Source organism: Halalkalicoccus sp. CGA53, assembly GCF_036429475.1.
In the GTDB taxonomy this organism is placed as follows: Archaea; Halobacteriota; Halobacteria; order Halobacteriales; family Halalkalicoccaceae; genus Natronorarus; species Natronorarus salvus.
In genome coordinates, this window is record NZ_CP144125.1 from 2,930,457 (window position 1) to 2,953,450 (window position 22,994).

Annotated in this window: 23 protein-coding genes and 1 tRNA gene; 11 read left to right on the forward strand and 13 right to left on the reverse strand. The window is 68.0% G+C overall.

All coding sequences use genetic code 11. The features are described 5' to 3' along the window. The first annotated feature begins 117 nt into the window (after positions 1-117). The gene (locus V2L32_RS16890; protein ID WP_331233697.1) at positions 118-1,455 is read left to right on the forward strand and encodes an ABC transporter substrate-binding protein; all 1,338 of its coding nucleotides are present in this window, start codon (positions 118-120) and stop codon (positions 1,453-1,455) included. 36 nt (positions 1,456-1,491) lie between these two features. Here the strand turns inward: V2L32_RS16890 and V2L32_RS16895 are convergent, their stop codons facing one another. From V2L32_RS16895 to V2L32_RS16910, 4 genes are read right to left on the reverse strand one after another with little or no spacing between them, the layout of a single operon-like run. Continuing rightward, positions 1,492-2,196 (reverse strand): ABC transporter ATP-binding protein, encoded by a 705-nt coding sequence (locus V2L32_RS16895; protein WP_331233698.1) that lies wholly within the window; start codon positions 2,194-2,196, stop codon positions 1,492-1,494. Further along, entirely contained in the window at positions 2,196-3,035 is an 840-nt protein-coding gene (locus tag V2L32_RS16900) for an ABC transporter ATP-binding protein (protein WP_331233699.1), read from the reverse strand. The genes V2L32_RS16895 and V2L32_RS16900 overlap by 1 nt, the downstream gene beginning before the upstream one ends. Continuing rightward, positions 3,028-4,371, reverse strand: a complete 1,344-nt coding sequence (locus V2L32_RS16905) for a branched-chain amino acid ABC transporter permease (protein WP_331233700.1) — start codon at positions 4,369-4,371, stop codon at positions 3,028-3,030. The genes V2L32_RS16900 and V2L32_RS16905 overlap by 8 nt, the downstream gene beginning before the upstream one ends. After that, the gene (locus V2L32_RS16910; protein ID WP_331233701.1) at positions 4,368-5,474 is read right to left on the reverse strand and encodes a branched-chain amino acid ABC transporter permease; all 1,107 of its coding nucleotides are present in this window, start codon (positions 5,472-5,474) and stop codon (positions 4,368-4,370) included. Before V2L32_RS16910 ends, V2L32_RS16905 begins: the two co-directional genes overlap by 4 nt. A 150-nt stretch (positions 5,475-5,624) precedes the next feature. On the opposite strand from V2L32_RS16910, the gene V2L32_RS16915 reads away from it, so the two are divergent. Continuing rightward, positions 5,625-6,980, forward strand: a complete 1,356-nt coding sequence (locus V2L32_RS16915; protein ID WP_331233703.1) for a sodium-dependent transporter — start codon at positions 5,625-5,627, stop codon at positions 6,978-6,980. Here V2L32_RS16915 and V2L32_RS16920 read toward each other — a convergent pair. Next, positions 6,977-7,687: an SDR family NAD(P)-dependent oxidoreductase gene (locus V2L32_RS16920; RefSeq protein ID WP_331233704.1), complete on the reverse strand. Its 711-nt coding sequence runs from the start codon at positions 7,685-7,687 to the stop codon at positions 6,977-6,979. The genes V2L32_RS16915 and V2L32_RS16920 overlap by 4 nt on opposite strands. A gap of 45 nt (positions 7,688-7,732) precedes the next feature. Further along, positions 7,733-8,683 (reverse strand): NADPH:quinone reductase, encoded by a 951-nt coding sequence (locus V2L32_RS16925; protein ID WP_331233705.1) that lies wholly within the window; start codon positions 8,681-8,683, stop codon positions 7,733-7,735. Between the two features lie 356 nt (positions 8,684-9,039). Between V2L32_RS16925 and sucC the strand changes: the two genes are divergently transcribed. The 5 genes from sucC to V2L32_RS16950 all read left to right on the forward strand — a co-directional run bounded on the left by sucC (position 9,040) and on the right by V2L32_RS16950 (position 13,118). Further along, entirely contained in the window at positions 9,040-10,185 is a 1,146-nt protein-coding gene (gene sucC, locus V2L32_RS16930) for an ADP-forming succinate--CoA ligase subunit beta (protein ID WP_331233706.1), read from the forward strand. Further along, positions 10,182-11,051 carry a succinate--CoA ligase subunit alpha gene (gene sucD, locus V2L32_RS16935; protein ID WP_331233707.1) on the forward strand — a complete coding sequence of 290 codons (870 nt, stop codon included), beginning with the start codon at positions 10,182-10,184 and terminating at the stop codon, positions 11,049-11,051. The genes sucC and sucD overlap by 4 nt, the downstream gene beginning before the upstream one ends. Before the next feature lie 89 nt (positions 11,052-11,140). Further along, positions 11,141-11,308, forward strand: a complete 168-nt coding sequence (locus V2L32_RS16940) for a DUF1059 domain-containing protein (RefSeq protein WP_331233708.1) — start codon at positions 11,141-11,143, stop codon at positions 11,306-11,308. 98 nt (positions 11,309-11,406) lie between these two features. Next, a complete protein-coding gene (locus tag V2L32_RS16945) occupies positions 11,407-11,745 on the forward strand; it encodes a hypothetical protein (protein ID WP_331233709.1) in 339 nt (112 codons plus the stop codon). Continuing rightward, positions 11,745-13,118 (forward strand): amidase, encoded by a 1,374-nt coding sequence (locus V2L32_RS16950; RefSeq protein WP_331233711.1) that lies wholly within the window; start codon positions 11,745-11,747, stop codon positions 13,116-13,118. The genes V2L32_RS16945 and V2L32_RS16950 overlap by 1 nt, the downstream gene beginning before the upstream one ends. Positions 13,119-13,125: 7 nt before the next feature. On the opposite strand, the gene V2L32_RS16955 is transcribed toward V2L32_RS16950, so the two are convergent. After that, positions 13,126-14,232, reverse strand: coding sequence for a glutamate-cysteine ligase family protein (locus V2L32_RS16955; protein ID WP_331233712.1), 1,107 nt, complete (start codon positions 14,230-14,232; stop codon positions 13,126-13,128). A 170-nt stretch (positions 14,233-14,402) separates the two neighbouring features. Between V2L32_RS16955 and V2L32_RS16960 the strand changes: the two genes are divergently transcribed. Next, positions 14,403-15,923 carry an amidase family protein gene (locus V2L32_RS16960; RefSeq protein WP_331233714.1) on the forward strand — a complete coding sequence of 507 codons (1,521 nt, stop codon included), beginning with the start codon at positions 14,403-14,405 and terminating at the stop codon, positions 15,921-15,923. Positions 15,924-15,927: 4 nt separating this feature from the next. On the opposite strand, the gene thrC is transcribed toward V2L32_RS16960, so the two are convergent. After that, entirely contained in the window at positions 15,928-17,082 is a 1,155-nt protein-coding gene (thrC, locus tag V2L32_RS16965; protein WP_331233715.1) for a threonine synthase, read from the reverse strand. A 282-nt stretch (positions 17,083-17,364) separates the two neighbouring features. Here thrC and V2L32_RS16970 point away from each other — a divergent pair, with 282 nt between their 5' ends. Continuing rightward, the gene (locus V2L32_RS16970; RefSeq protein WP_331233716.1) at positions 17,365-17,655 is read left to right on the forward strand and encodes a PadR family transcriptional regulator; all 291 of its coding nucleotides are present in this window, start codon (positions 17,365-17,367) and stop codon (positions 17,653-17,655) included. A 36-nt stretch (positions 17,656-17,691) separates the two neighbouring features. Here V2L32_RS16970 and V2L32_RS16975 read toward each other — a convergent pair whose 3' ends face one another. After that, positions 17,692-18,444 carry a GNAT family N-acetyltransferase gene (locus V2L32_RS16975; protein WP_331233717.1) on the reverse strand — a complete coding sequence of 251 codons (753 nt, stop codon included), beginning with the start codon at positions 18,442-18,444 and terminating at the stop codon, positions 17,692-17,694. Positions 18,445-18,669: 225 nt separating this feature from the next. On the opposite strand from V2L32_RS16975, the gene V2L32_RS16980 reads away from it, so the two are divergent. Continuing rightward, positions 18,670-18,798 (forward strand): hypothetical protein, encoded by a 129-nt coding sequence (locus V2L32_RS16980; protein WP_331233718.1) that lies wholly within the window; start codon positions 18,670-18,672, stop codon positions 18,796-18,798. 9 nt (positions 18,799-18,807) lie between these two features. Here V2L32_RS16980 and V2L32_RS16985 read toward each other — a convergent pair whose 3' ends face one another. The 4 genes from V2L32_RS16985 to V2L32_RS17000 form a co-directional block, all read right to left on the reverse strand. Then, entirely contained in the window at positions 18,808-20,046 is a 1,239-nt protein-coding gene (locus tag V2L32_RS16985) for a glycosyltransferase (RefSeq protein ID WP_331233719.1), read from the reverse strand. A gap of 200 nt (positions 20,047-20,246) precedes the next feature. Beyond that, positions 20,247-20,321: transfer RNA gene (locus tag V2L32_RS16990), tRNA-Val, on the reverse strand. A gap of 395 nt (positions 20,322-20,716) precedes the next feature. After that, positions 20,717-20,974, reverse strand: coding sequence for a DUF7553 family protein (locus tag V2L32_RS16995; protein WP_331233720.1), 258 nt, complete (start codon positions 20,972-20,974; stop codon positions 20,717-20,719). Between the two features lie 53 nt (positions 20,975-21,027). Next, positions 21,028-21,561, reverse strand: a complete 534-nt coding sequence (locus V2L32_RS17000; protein WP_331233721.1) for a cob(I)yrinic acid a,c-diamide adenosyltransferase — start codon at positions 21,559-21,561, stop codon at positions 21,028-21,030. Between the two features lie 99 nt (positions 21,562-21,660). Between V2L32_RS17000 and V2L32_RS17005 the strand changes: the two genes are divergently transcribed. Next, positions 21,661-22,959, forward strand: coding sequence for an MFS transporter (locus tag V2L32_RS17005; protein WP_331233722.1), 1,299 nt, complete (start codon positions 21,661-21,663; stop codon positions 22,957-22,959). The last annotated feature ends 35 nt before the right edge of the window (positions 22,960-22,994 follow it).

A 22,994-nucleotide genomic window follows, 5' to 3' on the forward strand; every position in this document is an offset into this window, starting at 1 on the left:
CACCTGGCCTGTCATGGTTGGCACGAACGAGAACCACCGACGGCAAAAGGTTTCCCCACTACGTATCCTCGTTTCGGTAGAGTTTATATGAGAGACACGTGTACGGTAACGTGACGTATGAGACGAACACTCAACCGACGAAGGGTACTGACCGGGATCGGCGGCGCGACGTTGCTCGGTATGGCGGGTTGTCTCGACGACGATGACGACGACCCGGCCGACGACACCGACGACGACGCGGACGATACGGACGACCCGGCCGACGACACCGACGACGACGTCGACGACGACACGGACGATACGGACGACGCGGACACCGACCGCGACCTGATGGTCGGCGTGCTCCAGCCGACGACCGGCGACCTCGGCGACCTCGGTGGGCCGATCCGTGACGCGGCGGTGCTCCCGGGGATCCAGCTCGAGGACGCGGGCATCGGCTTCGGGATCGACATCCAGGACGAGGACACACAGACCGACCCGGAGGCGGGGATCAGCGCGGCCGAGGCGCTCGTCGACGGCGGTTACCCGGCGATCACGGGGGCTGCCTCATCCGGCGTGACGATCCCGGTAGCGGAGAACGTCGCGGTGCCGAACGAGGTGGTGATGTGCTCGCCTGCCTCGACCGCGCCGGCGATCACCGACCTCGACGACGACGGCTTCGTCTTCCGGACCGCCCCGAGCGACGCGCTCCAGGGCGAGGTGATGGCCGAACTCGCCTCCGAAGACCGCGGTTACGAGAGCGCCTCGACGTTCTTCCTCAACAACGACTACGGCCAGCAGCTCTCGGACTCGTTCGTCGAGGCGTTCGAAGAACTCGGCGGCGAGGTGACCACGACCGTCGCGTTCGAGCCCGAACAGCCGTCGTACTCCTCGCTGTTGCAGGAGGCGCTCGACGACGAGCCCGACGTGATGATCGTCATCGGCTACCCCGACAGCGGCGAGCAGATCTTCCGGGACTACTACGCCGACTTCGACGGAGAGGAGACGATCATGGTCACCGACGGCCTGCGCGACGGCAACCTCCCGGCGAACGTCGACAACCCGATGGAGAACGTCATCGGGACGGCGCCGCTCGCGGCCGGCCCCGAGGAGGATTTCTTCGCCGACCTCTACGAAGAGGAGTACGGAAGCGCTCCGGGCGTGTTCAACGCACAGGCGTACGACGCGACGGCGGTGTTGCTGCTGGCGAACGTCGCCGCCGGCGACAACGACGGCGCGGCGATCCGCGACGCGATCCCCGACGTGGCCAACCCCAACGGCGAGGAGGTCGGTCCCTCGAACCTCGACGAGGCGATCGAGATGGTCGCCAACGGTGAGGAGGTCAACTACCAGGGCGCGTCCAGTTCGGTCGACTTCGACGAGAACGGTGACATGGTCGCGGTGACCTACGAGATCTTCGAGTTCAGCGAGGAGGGCGTCGAGACGCTCGAGGAGATCGACTTCGAGGCGGAGTAGTCCGGTCGAGTCTTCGTTTTTTCGACGGCGGGGCGCTCAGCCGCCGAGGAAGTCGCGTCTGACCTGTTCGTCCGCGAGCAGCGCCTCGCCGGTGTCCTCGTAGCGGTTGCCGCCCTGTACGAGCACGTACGCCCGGTCACAGCGTCTGAGCGCCTCCTTCGCGTTCTGTTCGACGATCAGGATCGCGGTGCCGTCCTCGTTGATCTCGTCGACGCGGTTGAACGTGGCGGCGACGAGGTCCGGCGCGAGCCCCGCCGAGGGCTCGTCGAGCATCAGCAGGTCGGGATCGAGCATCAGCGCCCGCCCCATCGCGAGCATCTGCTGCTGGCCGCCGCTCATCGTCCCCGCCTTCTGCTTCGAGCGCTCCTCGAGGATCGGGAAGCGGTCGTAGATCGCCTCCAAGTTCTCTTTTGGTACCTCGTCCCTGATGTACGCACCCATCTCGAGGTTCTCCCGAACCGACAGCGAGGGGAAGACGTTGTCGTTCTGGGGGACGTAGCCGATCCCCTTCGTGATGATCTCCTCCGGGCGCAGCCCGTGGATCTCCTCCTCGTCGAACCGGATCGACCCGCCCATGTACGTCGTCAGTCCGAAGACCGACTTCATCACCGTCGACTTCCCCGCGCCGTTCGGCCCGACGATGGCGACGTACTCGCCGTCGCCGACGTCGAGGTCGACGCCGTCCAGGATCTGGAGGTCGCCGTAACCGGCGTCGAGATCGGAGACCGACAGCAGCGCCATCAGACCGTCCCCCCCAGGTAGGCCTCGATGACCTCCTCGTTCTCCCTGATCTCGGTCGCATCACCCTCCGCGAGTACGCGCCCCTGGTGCATCACGATCACGTGCTCGCAGTGGTTCATGATCACGTCCATGTCGTGTTCGACTAGGAGGAACGTGTAGCCCTCCGACTCGAGGGTGTGAACGTGTTCGAGCAGACGGCGTTCGAGCGAGGGGTTCACCCCCGCCATCGGCTCGTCGAGCAGGACGACGTCCGGATCGGTCAGGAGCGCCCGTGCGAGCTCGAGGAGTTTACGCTGCCCGCCCGAGAGCCCGCCGGCGTACTCCTCGCCCAGGTGGTCGAGGTCGAAGAACTCGAGGGTCTCCCAGGCGCGCTCTCTCAGTTCTTCCTCCTGCTTGACAACGTGTCCGCGCGCGCCCGGGAGCACTGAGCGCCAGAGCGACTCGCCGAGCTGGCCCTTCGGCGCGAGCATCATGTTCTCGATGACCGTCATCTCGGGGAGTTCGCGGGCGATCTGGAACGTGCGGACGAGCCCCCGGTCGACGATCCGTTCCGGTGGGAGGCCCGTTATCTCCTCGCCGTTCAACAGCACGCGGCCCTCGTCGGGTCGGTTGACGCCGGTGATGAGGTTGAACGTCGTCGACTTGCCCGCGCCGTTCGGGCCGATCAGGCCGGTGATCGACCCGGCGTCGACCGCGAAGCTCGCGCCGTCGACCGCGACGATGCCACCGAAGCGCTTTCGGAGGTTCTCGACGCGGAGTGCGGGTTCGGCCACCGTTCGGTCGGTCGCAGTCTCGTCGGAATCGGCCCCCCTCTCCGGGACGCTCTCGGTGTCACTCATCGGATTCCTCCCGGCCGCCGTCTGCGGCCGTCGCCGTCGTCCGCGGTCGTCGCGAGAGGTCGGTCGCGGCGGCGATCTCCTTTCTGTGGCCGAGCACGCCGTCGGGCCGCCAGAGCATCAACAGGATCAACACCACCCCGACGAGCATGAACCGGATCTGGTCGAGGTTGCCGACGGCGTAGCCGAGCAGCGCGAGCGGGTCGGCGGCGACGACCGCGTCGTAGATCGTCGGTGGCGACCGCACCGAGAGGTTCGCGTCGACGATCCGCCGGACGAACGGCGGCCCCTCCCAGAGCGCGGCCGCGAAGACGATGCCGCCGACGATGCTGCCCGCGTTCGAGCCGGCGCCCCCGATGATCAGCGCGACGAAGACGTAGAAGGTGAGGATCGGCAGGAACGAGTCGGGCGTGACGAAGCCCCGGCCGCCCTGCCAGAGGATCCCGCCGAGGCCCATCAGCGCGCAGCCGAGCATGAACACCGTGATCTTCGTCGTCTTAGTGTGCTTGCCGAGCGATCGGGCGGCGAGTTCGTCCTCGCGGATCGCCTTCAGCACCCGGCCGAACGGCGAGTACGCGATCCGAGCGAGCAGGACGTAGAGCGCGATCACGCAGGCGAGCAGCACGAGCGTGTAGAGAGCGCTCTGGATCACCGAGGACTGGATGCCGACCGCCGCGCCGACGGCGAACAGCGCGTCGCCGAGCGCCGAGAGGACGGGGAGATCGAGCAGCCAGGGGATGACGCTGTTCGTCGCGGTGAAGGAGATGCCGCTCCCCCCGCCGGTCCCGAGTTCGAGCCCCGCGACCTCGAACTCACGGAGCGAACCCGAGAGCACGCTCAGGCGGATGATCTCCGAGAGCCCGAGCGTGACGATCGCGAAGTAGTCAGCACGGAGCCTGAGCGCGGGGAGCGCGGCGACGAGGCCGACGAGCGCCGCGGCGGCCATCCCGCCGACGATACCTACCGGGAGCGGGAGACCGAGCCCGGCGGGTGAGCCGTCGACGGGTGCGGTGAGGATCGCCATCGCGTAGACGCCGACGGCCATGAAGCCCGCGACGCCGATGTTGAACAGTCCAGTGTAGCCCCAGTGGAGGTTGAGCGCGAGGGTGAGGATCGCGTAGACCGCCGCGAAGTAGGTGACTCGCCTCAACGTGCTCACGATGCCGTTCAGGCTGAGTCCGAGCGCGAGCCCGAAGAGGACGAAGAGGACGTAGCTGGCGAGCAGAAACCCGAAGACGAGCAGCAGATCGACCTGCCAGCGCGAGAACCCCTCGGTGCGTTCCTCGACGGCTCTTCGGGCGTCGGAGATCCTCCCACCGATCCGATCGCTCGCGCTCATGCGGTCTCGACCCCCCCGAACAGCCCCTGTGGGCGGAAGATCAACACGGCGATCATCAGCCCGAAGGCGGCGACCTCGTTCAGGTCGGAGGGGATCCAGACGAGCGAGACGTTCGTCGCGAGCCCGATCACCAGTCCGCCGACGATCGCCCCGTAGATCGAGCCGATCCCGCCGAGGATCACCGCCGCGAAGATCAGCAGCAAGAGGAACCAGCCGAGGTTGTAGGTGATCACGCCCCGATCGAGCACGACGAGGTAGCCCGCGACGCCGGCCAGTCCCGCGCCGATCACCCAGGTGGCCCAGACGACCCGTTCGGTCGGGATGCCGGTGATCAGCGCGAGGTCGCGGTTGTCGGCCATCGCGCGCATCGCGGTGCCGAGTTTCGTGTACTGGAGCATCAGGTGGACGCCGAGCATGAGCGCGAGCGCCGAGAGCACCATCGTCGCCTGGTGGAGGTTCACCGAGTCGGTCCAGACGATCCAGGAGGCCTCGTACTGGGGGGCGGTCGCGGTCACCCCGCGGGTGCTCGAGGTGTAGACGAACGCGATCAGGTACCGAAGCGCGAGCGCGACGCCGACGCTCGCGATCAGCAGGGCGATCCCGCCTGCCTGACGCATCCGCCGGTAGATCAGTTTGTCGATCGAGAGCGCCACCAGCACCGTCACGACCGCTGCGGTGAGCAGGCCGACGACGATCGCGATCGGCTCCGCGAGTATCTGCATGTTCATGTCGCCGGGGGCGGCCCCGCCGTCGGCCCTGAGCAGCAGCCGGCTCGAGAGTTCGGCGATGCCGACGCCGCCGACGAGGTAGGCCGCGGTCCACCCGGAGAACGCCCCCGTCGTCACGAGGTCGCCGTGCGAGAAGTTCGCGAACCGGAGGATGCTGTAGGTCATCGAGAGCCCGATCGCCGCCAGGCCGATGATCAGCCCGTCGACGATTCCGTTCCAGAGGAACGTCGTGAACGTCCCGATCGCCAGCTCCCCGACGACGAGGCGGCGGAGCAGATCGACGAACAGCGCGACGAAGACCAGAAGCAACAGTCCCCCGAAGAGTCGCTCGGGCGAGAGCGTCGCCCCCAGCCGCCGTGAGTCAACAATACTCATACACGTTCGTATCAGAGAGGGGACCAAATATAGTTCGTGGTTACGATCGGCCGCAGGTCCTCGAATCGAGGTCGGCTCACGGGGACGTGAGAGCAGGCCGACACTACCCGGCTCAATAACCCTTATACTTGAGTTCGGTGAAGCCGAGCCATGGCAGAACGCGAGACGTGGGCGACACGCACGGGCTTCATCCTCGCCGCCGTCGGGAGCGCCGTCGGTCTCGGGAACATCTGGCGCTTTCCGTTCGTCGTCGGCGAGGGCGGCGGCTCCGCGTTCCTCTTCGTCTACCTCCTGTTCATCGTCCTGATCGGCGTTCCGGCGATCCTCGTCGAGTTCGTCATCGGGCGGCGCACCGAACTCAACCCCGTAGGGGCGCTGCGCGAACTCGGCGGCGGCGCCTGGCGGTACCTGGGGTACGTCTTCTTCGTGACGGCGTTCGTCATCCTCTCGTACTACAGCGTCGTCGCTGGCTGGTTCGTCCGCTACTTCCTGATCGGGCTCGGCGAGGGCTACGACGTCGAGGACGCTGAGGCGGCGGGCGCGCTCTTCGAGACGGTCTCGGTGGGACTCGACTCGCTCGCGTTTCACGCGCTGTTCATGGCCGCGACGATCGGCATCGTCGCCCTGGGCATCAGACGCGGGATCGAACTCGCGGTGAAGGTGATGGTGCCCGCGCTCGTCGTCCTGCTCGTCTCGCTCGCCGTCTACGCGGCGACGCTTCCCGGTGCGGGCGAGGCGTACGCCTACTACCTCTCGCCCGACTTCGACGTGATCGCCGAGAACTGGCGAACGCTGCTCCCCGACGCCGCCGGACAGGCCTTCTTCACCCTCTCCCTGGGGATGGGCGTGATGATCGTCTACGCCTCCTATCTCGGCGAAGACCGCAACCTCGCCGAGGACGGCGCGATCATCGTGAGCCTGGACACGGCGTTCGCGGTGCTCGTCGGCTTCGTCGTCTTCCCGATCATCTTCTCCGCGGGCGCCGACCCCGAACAGGAGACCGTCGGGGCGATCTTCTTCAGCCTCACCGAGGCGTTTTCCGGGGTCACCGGCGGGACGGTCCTCGGGATGCTCTTCTTCGGAACCGTCGCGATCGCGGCGCTCTCGAGCGCGATCAGCCTGCTCGAGTTCGTCGTCGCCTACTTTATGGACGAGTTCGGGCTCCGACGCCGGAGCGCCGCCCTCGTCGCCGGCGGCTCGATCTTCCTCCTGGGGGTGCCCGTCACCCAGGACCTGATCTTCCTCGACCTGCTCGACGGCTTCGCCGACGCGATCCTGCTCGTCCTCGGCGGGCTGATGCTCGCGCTGTTCGTCGGCTGGGTGATGCCCGACGTCGCGCGCGAGGAACTCTCGCGGGGGATCGGCGACCTCGGCTCCTGGGGGGTCGCCTGGATCTGGGCCGTCCGTGTCCCGATCGTAGTCGTCCTCGCCGTCGCGCTCGGACTCGGCGTGATCGAGTACGTCGAGTTCTTGACCGAGGACTTCGCCGGCTGGCTCTCCGGCTAGCGCTTCTCGCCGTAGACCGGCACTGCCGCCCCGCTCGTCACCGGCGTCGCGTCCGAGGAGAGCGCGAGGAACGTCCGTGCGATCTCTGCGGGGTCGACCCACGCCGAGTGGTCCGCGTCGGGCATCATATCGCGGTTCATCGGCGTGTCGATCACGCTCGGCATGACGCAGTTCGCGCGCACGGTTCCGACGTTCTCCTCGGCGATCGTCTCGACGAGGAGCCTGATCCCCGCCTTCGTCACCCGGTAGGGGCCGTCGCCGGAGCCACCTTCGAGACCGGATTTCGCGCTCACCGCCACGAGCGTGCCCTCGCGCTCCTGGAGGTGCGGGAGGGCGTGTTTCGCCGCGAGGAAGGCGGTCTTCAGGTTCACGTTCATCAGCAGTTCGTACTCCGAGAGGTCGGTCTCCGCTACCGGCTGGCCGCCGCGCCAGGTGCCGGCGACCGCACAGAGGTGGTCGATTCCGCCGTGGTCGGCGGCGACGGCGTCGACGGCCTCCGCGACCCTCTCCTCGTCGGTGAAATCAGCTTGGTAGAACGAGACGAGGTCGGGATCGAGCAGCGAGTCCTCGGAGTCTACCTCGACGACGTCGCTCGCGGCGACGGTCGCGCCGGCCTCGGAGAACGCCTCGCAGACCGCGCTGCCGAGTGCACCACAGGCGCCGGTCACGAGGACGACCCGATCGCTGAAGTCGAACGAAACGGACATGCCTCACGTTCGGGCGCCCGGTCGATAAAGCTCCCCTCGGCGGAATCAGGGGACGAGCACGAGCTTTCCAAGGAAACTGTCCTCCATCACCGCCCGCTGGGCCTCGTCCGCCTCGTCGAGGCCGTATCGGCGGGCGACCGTCGCGGAGAGCGACCCGGCCTCCACGAGCGTCGCCAGTCGGGAGAGTACGGGCGCCATCTCGGGGGTGTTGAACATGCTCATCAAGTGGAGCGAGAACTCGTTCGCGCGGGCGGCCGAGACGTTCTCGAAGCCCGCGTCCTTCCTGTTTTCGCCGATCCCCACGACGCGGGCGCCGAAGCCAGCGACCTCGGCGTCGAACGAGAGGTAGTCGTCGAGTCGGTGGTCGAGGATCACCGTCGGTTCGTGGGCGGCGACCCGCTCTCCCAGATCCGCGTCGTCGTAGTCGAAGAGCTCGCTCGCTCCGAGGCCTCGAATCTCGTCGTGGTACTCCGGGGAGGCGGTCGCGAGGACCTCTGCGCCGGTCGCGGCGGCGAGCTGGACCGCGACGTGACCCACCCCGCCCGAGGCACCGTGGATCAGACAGGTCTCGCCCGGTTCGAGGCGGGCGTGATCGACGAGCGCCCGCCACGCGGTGACGCCGACGAGCGCGGTCGCCGCGCCGCTCTCGAACTCGACCGCCTCCGGGAGACGCGCCACCCGGTCGGTCGGCACCGCTGCGTACTCGGCGTAGGTGCCCTGGTGTGCCTTCCCGAGTCCGGTCGCGAACACCCGGTCGCCGACCTGGAACTCGCTCTCCCCATCCGTCTCCGCGACCACGCCCGCGAGGTCCGATCCCGGGGTCATCGGCAGGCCGAGCGCCTGGTACGAGCCCTCGCGGAAGTAGGTGTCGACGGGGTTCACCGCCGCGGCACGCACCTCCACGAGCAGTTCGTCCCGTCCCGTTTCGGGCCGCTCGGTCTCCTCGACCGCTAGTACGTCCGGTCCGCCGTGATCGTGGTATCTGACAGCCTGCATGGACTCTCATCGTTGCCGACCCGTATAACCGCTGGTTCCGGGGCCAAGACGGCCGGTGTCGACGGTCACGAGCTGCTGAGAACCGTACATTTAAGGGATGGCCCTTCGTGTCACCGACTGACGTGGACGGCCGTGGCACCCGTCCCCGGACGAGCGCCGTCCGTTCGCGTCGACTCGGATCGAGACGATGATCGCGTCACCCATACGGGGGTGCGGATCGCTGCGTTGGGGCGCCCGGTCCCCGCTCGTGGGATCGGACCACTCTCGGTGCGGGTTTTGTGGGGTCGCTCGGTGAGAGGCGTCCCCGTTCCGATACTACTAACTCGCCGTTGGTCCCACTCCCGGACGAGTTAGAAATGAGACTTCACGAGTACCAAGCGAAGGGGATCTTCGCCGAGGCAGGGATGCCGACGCCCGACTCACAGCTCGCCGAGACCACCGACGAGGTGCTCTCGGCGGCCGAGTCGATCGGCTACCCCGTAGCGATCAAGGCACAGGTCCACGTCGGCGGGCGCGGGAAGGCCGGCGGGATCGAACTCGTCGACGACGAAGCGGAAGCGCGCGAGGCGGCCGACGCGATCCTCGGAATGGACCTGAAGGGCTACCACGTCGACCGCGTGCTGGTCGAGGCGGCCGTCGACTTCACCGACGAGCTCTACGTCGGTGTGACGATGGACAGAGGCGAGGGAAAGCCCGTCGCGATGGTCTCGGAGAAAGGCGGCGTCGACATCGAGGCCGTCGCCGAGGAGACCCCCGAGGCGATCGCCCGCGAGCACGTCGACCCGGCGTTCGGCCTCCACCCGTACCAGGCCCGGCGCGCGGTCGCCGAGGCAGGGATAGAGAGCGAGATCCGCCGCGACGTCGTGGGCGTGCTCACCACGCTCTACGACCTCTACGAGTCCCGCGACGCGAGCGATGCCGAGATCAACCCGCTGATGGTCACTGCGGAGAACGAGGTCGTCGCCGCCGACGCCGTTCTCAACGTCGACGAGGACGCGCTCTTCCGCCAGCCCGAGCTGGCGGAGATGGAAGAGGGATCCTACGTGGACGACCTCGAACGGAAGGCCGGCGAGTACGGCTTCGACTACGTCCGCTTGGAGGGGAACGTCGGCATCATCGGCAACGGCGCGGGCCTCGTGATGACGACGCTCGACCTCGTCGACTACTACGGGGGAGAGCCGGCGAACTTCCTCGACGTGGGTGGCGGCGCGAAGGCCGAGCGGATCACGAACGCGCTGGACATGGTCTTCTCCGACGAGAACGTCGAGTCGGTCGTCTTCAACATCTTCGGCGGCATCACCCGCGGTGACGAGGTGGCGAAGGGGATCAACGAAGCCCTGGAAGGGTTCGACGAGATCCCGAAGCCGGTCGTGGTACGACTGGCGGGGACGAACGCCGAGGAGGGAATGGAGATCCTGAACACCGACCTCGTTCAGGTCGAAGAGACCCTGGAGGCGGCGGTCGAACGTGCGGTCGAGAACGCACGGGAGGTCTCGGCATGAGCGTCTTCGTCGATTCCGACACGAGGGTCGTCGTCCAGGGGATCACCGGTGGCGAGGGCTCGTTCCACACCGGACAGATGATCGAGTACGGCACGAACGTCGTCGCCGGCGCGGTGCCCGGAAAGGGCGGCCAGGAGATCGAGGGCGTCCCCGTCTACGACACGGTACGGGAAGCGGTGCGCGAGGAGGACGCGAACGCCTCCGTGCTCTTCGTCCCGCCGGCGTTCGCCGCCGACGGGGTCTTCGAGGGGCTCGACTCGGACCTCGACCTCGTCGTCGCCATCACGGAGGGAATCCCGACTCAGGACATGGCGAAGGTCAGAAAGCGGCTCTCCGAGGTCGACACGCGACTGATCGGGCCGAACTGTCCGGGAATCATCACGCCGGGCGAGGCCAAGCTGGGCATCCTGCCCGGGAACATCTTCAGTTCGGGGAACGTCGGCCTCGTCTCCCGATCCGGTACCCTCACTTACCAGGTCGTCGACAACCTCACGAAGCGCGGACTCGGCCAGACCACGGCGGTCGGGATCGGGGGCGACCCGATCATCGGCACGTCGTTCGTCGACGCGCTCGCCGCGTTCGAGGACGACCCGGCGACCGAGGCGGTCGTGATGTGCGGCGAGATCGGCGGCGAGGACGAGGAGCAAGCGGCGGCGTTCATCGACGAGAACATGGAGACGCCCGTCGCGGGCTTCATCGCCGGGCGGACCGCCCCGCCGGGCAAGCGGATGGGCCACGCCGGCGCTATCGTCTCCGGCTCCGGGACCGGAACCGCCGAATCGAAGATCGACGCGCTCAACGACGCGGGCGTCCCGGTCGGCGACACCCCCGAAGAGGTCGCAGAAAGCGTCGAGAGCTTCCTGTAAAGGTCCACGACTGCGCCGACCTCGTCCGGTCCCCGTCCCGAACGCGACGGCGAGGTTATCCCCTCCGGCGACGTACGTGATAGCACACCATGAAGAGACTCGACTGCGCGATCGACGGCTGTCACGCGACCATCGAAGCCGAGAGCGAGGAGGCGGTCATGACCCAGGTCGGCGCGCACGCGGCCGAGGCCCACCCGGACCTGGAGCTGGACGAGGAGACCGTCGAGGGGATCCGATCGCAGATCCAGACCGTCTGAAGCGTCTCCGCGGGGGACGGTTTGACGGTCCGATCAGAGCGGTTATTTCCTCTCCGTGTGAGTGAGAGCCGTACCGCATGGTGTCACGACACACGGAAATGGAGGGCACGGTCAGAAGAACTGGTCGGAGGAGCTTTCTGACGCTGGTCGGCCTGGCGGTCACCGCGAGTACGGCACAGACTGCAGCGGCTACGGAGCCGGCGGCATCGACGTCCGGTGCCGACCCGATGCTCGTCGACGCCGACCTGGAGCCCGCGGAGGCGCTTTTGGCCTACGTCGAGGCGGTCTACGGCGACCGACTTGGCGAGGACGACGGGGAGACGATCCTCGCGGGGATCGAGGGCTCGCTCGCCTCGGGCGACGCCTTCCGCGAGGTCGGCCTGGAGAACGACGACGAACCCGCCTTCTCGTTCTCGGCCTACAGGGGTGAGCAGTGATGGTCGATCCCGAACTGCTCGTCGGATCGATCGACGAACTCGGCCGCGGACTGCGCGAGGGCGCGTTCACCTCGCGCGAGCTGACCGGGGCGTACCTCGAGCGGCTCGAGACGGTCGGCGAGGAGCTGAACGCGGTGGTCACACTCACGCGCGAGCGGGCGCTCTCTGGGGCGGATCGAGCCGATCGAGAGCTCGAAGCGGGCGAGGATCGAGGGCCGCTCCACGGGATCCCGTACGGGGTAAAGGACCTGATCGCCACCGAAGGCGACCCGACGACGTGGGGCGCCGAACCCTACCGCGAGCAGGTCACCGAGGAGGACGCGGCGGTCGTCGAACGACTGGAGGAGGCCGGTGCGGTACTGCTCGGGAAGCTCGCGACGATCGAACTCGCCGGCGGCTTCGGGTACGACGACCCCGGTGCCGCCTGGACCGGGGCGACGCTCAATCCCTGGGACCGCGAGGCGTGGGCCGGCGGCTCCTCAAGCGGTCCGGCCGCGGCGACCGCAGCCGGTCTCGTCGGGTTCGCCATCGGCACCGAGACCTGGGGCTCGCTCACCACCCCGGCGGCGTTCTCCGGGGTGACAGCGGTCCGACCGACCTACGACCGGGTGAGCAGGGAAGGGGTTATGGCGCTCTCGTGGACCATGGACAAGGTCGGACCGCTCTGTCGCTCCGCAAGCGACTGCGAGACGGTACTCCGGGCGATCGCCGATCCCGAAACCGAGGACGTCGACGCCTACGGCGTCTCCGGAGATCGCCCCCGGATCGCCGTCCCCGAGGGTGCGGGCGAGGACGAACAGGAGGGCGTGCGCGAGAACTTCGAACGAAGCCTGGGGACGCTCTCGGGGTTCGCAGAGGTCGAACGGATCTCCCTCCCGGAGCTCCCCTACGCGGCGATGGCGGGGACGATCATCGACGGCGAGGCCGCGGCGGCGTTCGACGGCCTCATCGAGAGCGGTGACGTCCACGACCTGGCCGACCCGGTCCACACGCTCGGGAGCTATCGGGCGAGCACCGTACTCGCACGCGACTACATCAACGCCAATAGAGTGAGGGCGATCGCCCAGCGGGAACTGGACGCGCTGCTCGCCGAGTACGACGCGCTCGTAACGCCGGCGCGGTCGTCGGTGGCGAGCAGGGTCGGGGAGTCGATGGGCGAGTTCTTCGGGGAGTTCGCGACGCCGTCGGTGAACGCGGCGGCGAACGTCACCGGCCTTCCCGGAGTCACGGTGCCGAACGGGTTCGCGGAGGACGGGTTACCGACGGGTGTCGAGGTCGTCTCCCGGGCCTGGGAGGAGTCCGCGGCCCTCGCGGTCGCCTGTGCGTTCGAGCGGCGGTCCGAGCGGCCGCCGTACGCCGACCTGCTCGGGTAGGGGTCGCCTACGACGCACCCTCGCCGACGATCCGGTCGAGCGACGACCGCTGCAGACGCTCGACGTCCGCCTCGAGACACCGGGCCAGGTCGAGTCGCAGGTCGCGCGCCTGTCGCTCTCCCATCTGGCGCTCGCCGTCGATTCGGTGGGTGAGCGGCCGATAGGCGGAGACGTCGAAGCCCATCCGGTCGAGGTAGGCCCGCACCTCGGGCGACTCGAGACCGGTGGTGATCGCCTCGTCGGTCAGGTCGCGGAGCGTCCCGAACCCCGGGAGCGAGATCAGCTCCTCGCCGACCCGTCCCTCCTCGTCGCCGATCACGACATCGGTCTCGGGGACGCGTTCCATCACGGCGGCCATCTCCCGGACGAGTCGGAGCGTCTCGCTCGGCAGGGCGACGTCCGGCGAGCGCCACTCGACGGTCGGGACTTCGGTCCGCAGCCTGAGCGGCGTCCAGACGGTGTCCTCGGGCGAGAAGTGTTCTCCGAACAGCTCGGGGTCGATCCCCTCCTCCATCGCGGCTGCCTCGAACTCCCTGAAGCGGTGCTCGAGGAGCTGGTTCCACTGCTCGACGCTGTCGACGTACTCCCAGAGCTGTCCGTGGCGGGGGAACGTCTCGTAGCTTCGCTTGCGGTAGATGAACGCGCGCGCACAGGCCGCGACGCGTCGGCCCCCGTAGTAGGGCGAGGAGCTGAGCAGAGCGAGGGCCGGGTCGAACGCGATCAGCGTGTTGAGCTGGTCGGTGACGTCCTCGCGGTCGAAGTGGACGTGCGTGCCCGCACAGTGGGCGGCGTACTCGAAATCCTCGCCAACGACCGCACGCTGGATCGCACCGCGTTCGCCCTCCTGTTCGGTGACCTCAGCCGGGCCGATCGGCGTCCCGGTCGGGACGAGCATGCGGTCGCGCGCGTTCGCCTCCTCCAGCACCCACTTCAGGCGGGCGACGAACTCGTCGTAGAGCGCACGCACGCTCTCACAGGGGGAGGTCTTTATCTCGAGGAGCGGCTCGACGAACTCCGGGACGACGTGTTCGGAGAGGTCGGTCAGCCCGCCGGGGTCGGCGAGCGCCCCGCTCCGGTCGATCACCCAGTACTCCGCTTCGATGCTGACGTGCATGTGTTGGTGGTCCGTGTCCGTGCGACCGGTCGACGAGCGGGAGATCCGGCCGCGAGAGGCCGATATGTGTAGAGAGTGACGACCCTGCCTGGAAACCATCGTCCCTGCGGGTGCAGGGAGTGACGCTCCCGATACGCTAATCCTTTCGGTGCCGGCCACACAGGGGGAGTATGCCGATCCGCCCGCCGACCGAGACGGACCTGCGCGAGTTCGGGGAGCGACTCCACCTCGACCTGCGAGAGGAGGAGCTCGCCGAACTCGCCGAACTGGCCGCCGACCAGCTCGTGGACTACGAGACGGTCGCCTCCTACACGCCGACGGTGCGGGCGGACGGCGAGGCGGTCCGCCCGCGGAGCGCCGGCCTGCGCGTTCCGTCGGTGGAGAACCCGAAGAACGCGTGGGTCTCGCGCTGTACGGTGGAGGGGGACGAGGAGGGCCCGCTCGCCGGCTGGGAGGTCGCCGTGAAGGACAACGTTAGCGTCGCGGGCGTCGAGATGACCTGCGGCTCGCGCGTACTCGAGGGCTACGTGCCCGACGCCGACGCGACCATCGTCACCCGGCTGCTCGACGCCGGCGCGACCGTCGTCGGGAAGACGAACATGGACGACATGGCGATGACGACCACCGGCCACAGCGCGTTCGGCCCCGTGCTCCACCCCGAGAGCGAGGACCACCTCGCGGGCGGCTCCAGCGGGGGGAGCGCTGTCGTCGTCGCGACCGGCGAGGTCGACGCGGCGATCGGCACCGACCAGGGCGGGAGCGTCCGTCTCCCGTCGGCGTACTGCGGGATCGTCGGCCACAAACCGACACACGGGCTGATACCCTACACGGGCTGTGTGGGCCTCGAACACACGATCGACCACCCCGGGCCGATGGGGCCCGACGTGGAGACGGTCGCCCGCCTTCTCACGGTGTTCTCCGGCGACGGGCCTGAGGGGGCCGCGGCCGACGACCGCCAGCCCCGGTCGATCCCCGACGAGCGGTACCACGATCTAGAGGGGGAGGTCTCGGAACTACGGATCGGCGTCCTCCGCGAGGGGTTCGACCGGCCGGACGCCGATCCCGCGGTCCTCGACCGGGTTCGGGCGGCGATCGACCTGCTCGCCTCGGCCTGCGGAGCGATGGAAGAGGTCTCCGTGCCGATGCACGCCGACGCGCGCGCGATCCACTCGGTCTGTGCCTCGGAGGGGCTGGTCGCCGCGATGGCCGGCGAGGGCCTCGGCCACGGTCGCCGGAAGTGGTACGACACGACCTGGGTCGACGCGTTCGGGAAGTTCCGCCGGACCGCCGGCGGCGAGTTCCCGGCAGCGCTCAAGCGGTCGCTGCTCGTCGGGGCGTACGCCGCCGAGAAGTACCACGCCCGCTACTACGCCCGCGGGATGAACCTCGTCCTCGACCTGACCGAGGGGTACGACGCGCTGTTCGAGGAGGTAGACCTGCTCGCGATGCCGACGACGACGCGGACCGCACCCGAACACGACCCCGAACGGAGCGAGTTCGACCGGCTCCGCGACGGACGGGAGGCGGCCAACACCGCCGCGTTCAACCGGACCGGCCACCCGGCGATCTCCGTTCCTGCGGGGGCGGTCGACGGCCTCCCGGTCGGGCTGATGCTCGTCGGTCCCGAGTTCGAGGACGCGAGGGTGCTCGAGGCAGGCTACGCGCTGCAACGGATCCGTTCGGACGGCTGATCGACTACGAGAGCCGGCGATCGAGGTCCGAGAGGTCGATCGTCTCGGCGTCGACGTCGGCCTCGATCGACTCCTTGAACCCGCTCCCCGTCACGACGAGCACGGCGTCCTCGCCCTCGCGGATCTCTCCACGCTCTCGGAGACGGGAGACGCCCGCGAGCGTCACCGCGGACGAGGCCTCGACCCGGAACCCTCCGTCCCGCGCGAAGCGTCGCTGTGCCTCGCGGATCTCGTCCTCGCGCACGCTCACCGCACCGCCGTCGGTCGCCCGGAGGGCGGCCAGCGCCCGGTTTCCACTCGGCGGGTCGGCGTTCGCGATGGAGTAGGCGACCGTCTCCCGCTTCTCGATCCCCGAGACCGCCGTCTCGCCCGCTTCGAACGCGCGAACGATCGGGTCACAGGCGGCGGCCTGGACCGCGTAGAGCCGGGGGAGACGGTCGAGGAGGCCGCCCGCCTGGAGTTCACGGAGCGCCTTCCAGAGACCGGAGAGGTGGCCGCCGCTCGAAACGGGGAGGACGATGGCGTCCGGCACCGAGGGGGAGAACGCCTCGCAGATCTCGTAGGCGGTGGTCTTCTGGCCCGCGACCCGGAGGGGCGTATCCGAGTTGAGAAACGGCGTCTCGACCCCCGGAGAGAGCGTCCGCCGGTAGAGGTCGCCGTAGTCCCCCTGGACGCGAAGGATCTCCGGGTCGTACCGAGCGATGTTGGAGAGGCGCTCGTCGGAGATGTCCGCGGGAACCAGCACCGTACAGTCGAGACCGTGGGCGGCCGCGTGCGCCGCGACGCTCATCGCCATGTTGCCGTGCGAGACGGTTCCGACGCGCGTCCCGCCGCCCGCGGCGACGGCCGCGACGCCGACCGCGCTCCCTCGGTCCTTGAAACTCCCCGTCGGGTTCTGCCCCTCGTCTTTCACGTACGTCCCCACGCCCTCCGCGTCGAACGCGGGCGTGCGGACGAGCGGCGTTCCGCCCGCCGCCGCCCCGACGCCCGACGGCACGTCGGTGGGCAACACGCGCTCGTAGCGCCACATCCCCGGATCGCTCGACGCGGGCCACGTGCTCGGTGCAGGGACGTCGATCCAGAGGGGTTCGCCACAGGAACAGCGGGTCCTGCTGATCGGCTCCGAGCGCTCGCCACAGGCGTAACAGACGAGGTCCATGTGATCCGCCTCGCGCGCGCGTCGAAAAATACCCCCGGTTAACGTCCCCGGGTGCCGGCCGTCGTCTCGCCGACCTCTCTCCAGGGCGACCCTCGACCTCGCGCGATTCGACATCGGCCACTGGTCCGACGTCGTTGTCGGAGGCCCCGGGCTCGCTGCGAGGACCGGGTGGGGTTCGAGCGCTCGCCGACTGATCGGGATGCGAACGGAGGTCGAACGAACCGCTCCGAAACCCCGATAACCCGCCAATACTTACAAGGTAGCATATCTCATGGAGGGGCGATGAACGACCTCACGGGGTTCCAACGAGACCTGCTGTACGTGATCAACGGCCTCACCCAGCCACACGGTCTCGGGATCAAAGACGAGATGGAAGGCTACTACGCGAGCGAGGTCCACCACGGTCGGCTCTACCCGAACCTCGACGCACTCGTGCAGAAGGGGTTCGTCTCGAAGGAGGAACTCGACCGGCGGACCAACGCCTACTCGCTCACCGAGCGGGGAGAGCGCGAACTGGGGGCGCGACGCGAGTGGGAGGACAGCTACGTCGGGTCGCTGCTCACAGAACCCTGATCGGTACCAGAGCGGGAGGGGAGAGGTTCGACGTGGCTACAGGTACGCCGCGTCCCAGCGGGTCGCCTTCCGGACGTTGCCACAGCCGTTGCAGACGACCCGCCCCATCGTGTCCATCGAGTTGTCGAAGCTCTCGCAGGCCGAGCAGAACCAGCCGTACGGCGACGTCCGATCCCTGTCGTGGTACGCCGCGTGGAAGGTTCCCTCCGATCCGATCGACGCCTCCCGGTAGGCGACGAACACCTCCTCGCCCGCCTCGGTCGTCCAGGGCTCGGTCTCCCGACGCCACGGCTCGTCGTCCGGTACGGTGACCCAGACGTTCTCGGTGTGCTCTCCGCCGGCGATCGACTGCTCTCTGGTGTACGCCCGCTCGAACCCACGTGACTCGTAGAAGGCGTTGCCGGCCTCGTTCTCGGCGAAGACGAGCCCCTTCAGCCGGTCGATCCCCTCCTCCTCGAACGCCGAGACGAGGTGATCGAACAGCGCCGACGCGTGGCCCTGACCCCTGAACTCGGGGTCGACGTGGAGCCAGTGGATCTCGCCGACCTGCTCCGGGTGCTCGACGACGTGGCACTGTGCGAAGCCGGCGACCGAGCCCTCGACGTCGACGACGGGGAGCGAGACATCGTCGTCGGTGAGGAGGTCGAGCAGTCGCTCGTCGCTGTACCACTGATCGACCGCCTCGTCGATCGTCCCGGCCTCGATGAAGTCGTAGGACTCGCGCAGCGACCTGCGGGCGACCTCGCGCAGCGACTCTACGTCCTCGGGCGTCGCGTCTCTGATCTCCATACCCACCCTGGGACGTACAGGTAGTAAACTATACTGTCGGCTGTAACCGTGTGAAGACTCCCGGCACCACGCGGTTCGATACTCGTGAACGACGTACAGCCGGCAGTATGTTTGCCCAGGAACCCCGACCGTTCGATCACTCCCCTACGAGGAGCGTTCGTTTCGTTCCCCTGACCGGCCCCGGACCGGGCAACGCTTATGCCGCTCGCCTGACTCCGCTCGCCCGTGTTCACCGACGCCCTCGCCTTCGAGCGCGAACAGCTCGCACCTATCGTGGTCCTCACCACCGGGCTCCTGATCGCGCTGTTCGCCGTCGGCGTCCTCCTCCGCGCGCTCTCGCTCGTCGGACTCTGATCGAACCCCTCAGCCGAGACGGTCGAACAGGTCGAGGTAGTCGCCCAGCTGTCTCGGCAACAGAAACCGGTCCCTGACGTGCTCGCGCGCGTTCTCCCCAAGTCGCTCCCTGAGCGTTCGATCGTTGAACAGTCGCGTGACCCGGTCCGCGACCGCCGCCGTGTCCCGCGGGTCGGTGAGGTAGCCGGTCTCGCCGTCGTCGATCTGGAGCGGGATGCCGCCGACGCGCGAGGCGACGACCGGCGTCCGCTTCCAGAGCGCCTCCGAGACCACGAGGCCGAAGCCCTCCCGGATCGATTTCTGGACGACCACGTCGGAGTGAGACTGGACGTAGTTCACCGTCAGGTCCGGCTCGTTCGTCAGGAGGTGGACCCCCGCGTCCTCGCCCGCCTCCGCGAGCACGCGCTCGTACACCTCCCTGCCTTCGGGGTCGTCGTCGGCCATCCCGCCGAGCAGCATCAGCTGGGCGTCGGGAATCCCCTCCTGTACCTCCCTGAACGCATCGATCACCCCGAGCGGATCCTTCCAGGGATCGAACCGCGAGACCTGCGTCAGGATCGGTTCCTCGCCATCGAACGGCACGGACGAGAGACGGTCGCGTTCGGCCCGTTGCTCACTCTCGGTCAGCGGGCGGTTCTTCTCGGTGAACGGATCGATCGCGGGGTAGACGACCGACCGGGGTTCGATACCGATCGTCTCCCCGTAGACCTCGCGGCTGAACACCGCGTGGTCGATCCCTTCGAGGTGCTCCCAGAGGAGGTCCTGATACGGCTCCGAGGCGGCGGTACAGTCGATGTGGCAGCGCCAGACGAACTGGCTGTCGGGAAACCGCTCGCGGAGGAGTCCGATCATCCCCAGCGGCTGTGGGTCGTGGAGCACGACCACGTCGTACTCGCCGGAAAACGCGCGCGCGTTGCGCTCGGTCGTCTCCCGGTACGTCTCGTGCATCTCCGGGGTGAGGCCCTCCTCCTCACCCTGAAGCCCGTTGTGGATCCGTTTGGTCACGTCGAAGAAGGGTTCGTCGGCCTCCATCACGGCCCAGTCGGTCTCAACCCCCACGTCCTCGAACAGCGGGACGAGCGAGCGGAGCAGTTCGGCGACCCCGCCGCCCGAGGCCGTCGAGTTGACGTGACACACCCGCGTTCCGGCGACGTTCTCACCTCGATCCCTGAGGTCGTCGAGACGCTCTTCACCCAGGAGGTCGGCGTACGCGCTCAACGGTCGGTCGGGGGTGGGTGGGCGCTCCATGGGTCGGTTCGGGCCAAGAGACGGAGTGTGCCGGCTTATCACTTTCCTACCGAGCGGTAGGACCGTGCTCGCCGCGAAAACGGTGGGTCGGGGCGGATTCGAACCGCGGTCGTTCCTCTCGCTCGCGCTCGCTTCACTCCCTGATTCGAATCCGTCCGAGTCCAAACCGGTCGCTCGCGAGTGTGCTCGCGACCGGAATATGGGTCGGGGCGGATTCGAACCGCCGATCTCCTCCGTGTGAAGGAGGTGTCATAGCCAGACTAGACCACCGACCCTCGCTCTCACCTCTCTCCGCGCCGGACTTAAGAATTACCTTCGTTCAGTCCGCGTGCGGGGCCGCCGCCTCGGATCCCGTGAGTGGGAGGACGTAGCCGCAGTCGGGACAGGTCTCGTAGCCCTGGACGATCGCGAGCGTCGTATCGCAGTTCGTGCAGTTCATCGTTACACGACTGTAGATCCGCCCAGCAATATAAGGCTATCTTGATATACCGTACATTCTCACCCACATTAATACGTATCGTAAGAGGATCTGTGAAGATCCTCTAGGATGTCAGTAGGAGGGACGTTTGCACGCTCCGTGGGACGGGTCATACGGACTACTGTGAGTCTGTACCGCTCAGACCGGAAGACGGGTACCGGTCTGAGCGGTAAACAGTTACAGTAGTCCGTATCAGGCCGGGGGTCGCTCGCGGCGCTCCTCGACGCGCGCCTTGGCACCCTCGATCGCCGGGTGGCTATCGATCGCTCTCACCCGTCGCGTCATGGCCTCGATGCCCGACGGCTGCGGTTCGGGATCCGGCTCGGACCGGCGACCGAGGAGGCCTGCGATCCTCGCCTCGACCGGGCGGAACTGCTCTTCGATACCGAGTTTCGTGTGCTCGCCTGCTCGCTTGAGATAGTACGCTGCATCTCTGAAGTGATCTGGCATACACCGATTCTATCCGATCACCTTATATAATTTTTGTGGCCTGTTTCGTAGGATCAGTAGGTCGGGCTCTCCTCGGGTTCCCCGTCGCGGGCGTTGACCGCCCGTCCGAGGGTAAAGAGGAGATCCGAGAGCCGGTTGAGGTAGACGACGGTAGCCTCGTTGATCGGGTCGTCGACGGCTAGCGCGACGACGCGGCGTTCGGCCCGCCGCGAGACCGCCCGGGCGTGGTGCAGCGCCGCGCCAGCCTCGCTCCCGCCGGGGAGGACGAACCGCGCGAGCGGCTCTAGCTCCTCGTCGTAGGTGTCGATCCACTCCTCGAGCGTCTCGACGTGCTCGTCGCGGACCTGCGGGTCGTCCTCGTCCGGGTCCGGGTTCGCGAGGTCCGCTTGAACGACGTGGAGGTGGTTCTGCACGCGTTCGAGACAGCCGTCGACGTCGTCGTGTCCCGTCGGGCGGATGGTCCCGACCAGCGCGTTCAGTTCGTCGACGGTCCCGTACGCCTCGATGCGCGAACTCGTCTTCGAGACCCGCTGCATGTCCTTCAGATCGGTCATCCCCTCGTCGCCGCGGCCGGTGTAGATCTTCACAGCGAGGGGACGGATCGGACCGACTTAGGCCTATGTAGCCGGCGACGCGTGCCGAATCGACAAGCGCTTTATCACTCCTGGTGTTACGACTCGAAATATGTGGGCGAGTCCGGGATCGAGAGGGACGACGGAGGCGGCGACCCGGTGAGACGGCCGGAGCCGGTCGTTCTGGCAGTTATACTGAGCACGTTCTTCGTCGGCTTCGGCGGCGGCGTCGTCTTCCCGATCCTCCCAAATCTGGGTACCGTCCTCGGCATCTCCGCCTTCCTCGTGGGGCTGATCCTGAGCGCGAACCGCTTTGCGCGTATCCTCGCGAACGCACCCGCGGGCGCGCTCGTCGATCGGGTCGGCACCCGGACACCGTTCGTGATCGGGCTGTTCGTCGAGGGGGTCGCGACGCTCGGCTACATCGTCGCGATGTGGTCGGCCGCTCCAGAGGTCTGGTTCATGCTCGCGCGGATCCTCTGGGGGCTCGGCAGCGCGCTCGTCTTCGCGACGGCGTACACCATCGCCGCGGACGTGAGCAAGGGCGACTCGATGGGGACGAACATGGGCGTCGTCCGCGGCGGGATGACCCTCGGGTTCCCCTCGGGACTCGTCCTCGGCGGGATCGTGAGCGAACTCGCCGGCATCGTCGAGGCGTTCGCCGTCGCCGCCGCCTTCGCGCTCCTCGCGAGCGCGCTCGCGTACTGGACCGTCCCGGAGACGCACGTCGAGGGCGAGCGGAAGGCGGTCAAGCCGTGGGAGATCGAGAAGACGATCCCCGCGCTGACCGTGGGCCTGGTGAACTTCGGGCTCTACTTCGCCTACATCGGCGCGCTGTTCGCGACGCTCGTGCTCTTTCTCGACGCGAACGACCTGACGGTCCCCGCGCTCACCGTCGCCGGCGTCGGCACCCCCGCGTTCGGCTCGCAGGGCTCCTCGGGCATCTTCATGGCGATCACGGTGATCTCGGCGTCGGGGTTCATGCTGCTCGGGGGTGCGGTGAGCGACCGGATGCGCGCTCGCGTCCCGGTGTTGCTCGCGTTCGTCGTCACCTCGTTCGTGGGCTTTCTCCTCCTGGCAGGGGCGTCGACGCTCGGCCAGCTCGCGCTCGCGTGTGTCTTCATCGGTATGGGACAGGGAGGGACGAGCGGCCCGCTGATCGCGCTGCTCGCCGACCTCACCCCCGACGAGCGGATGGGGCGGGCGATGGGGACGAACAACGTCTTCGGGGACATCGGCGGCGGTCTCGGTCCGATGCTCTCGCTCCCGCTCGTGGAGACGGTCGGCTTCGCGCCGATCTACGTCGCCTGTGCCGTGATTCCCCTGATCGCCGGCGGGATCCTCGTCTGTGGCGTCTACGCCCAGACCGGTTCGCTCAGCCCCCGGACGACGCTCGACGCCGAGCAGGGCTGACCCCAGAGTTTTTGCCGGTTCGCCTCGCGGGGAGG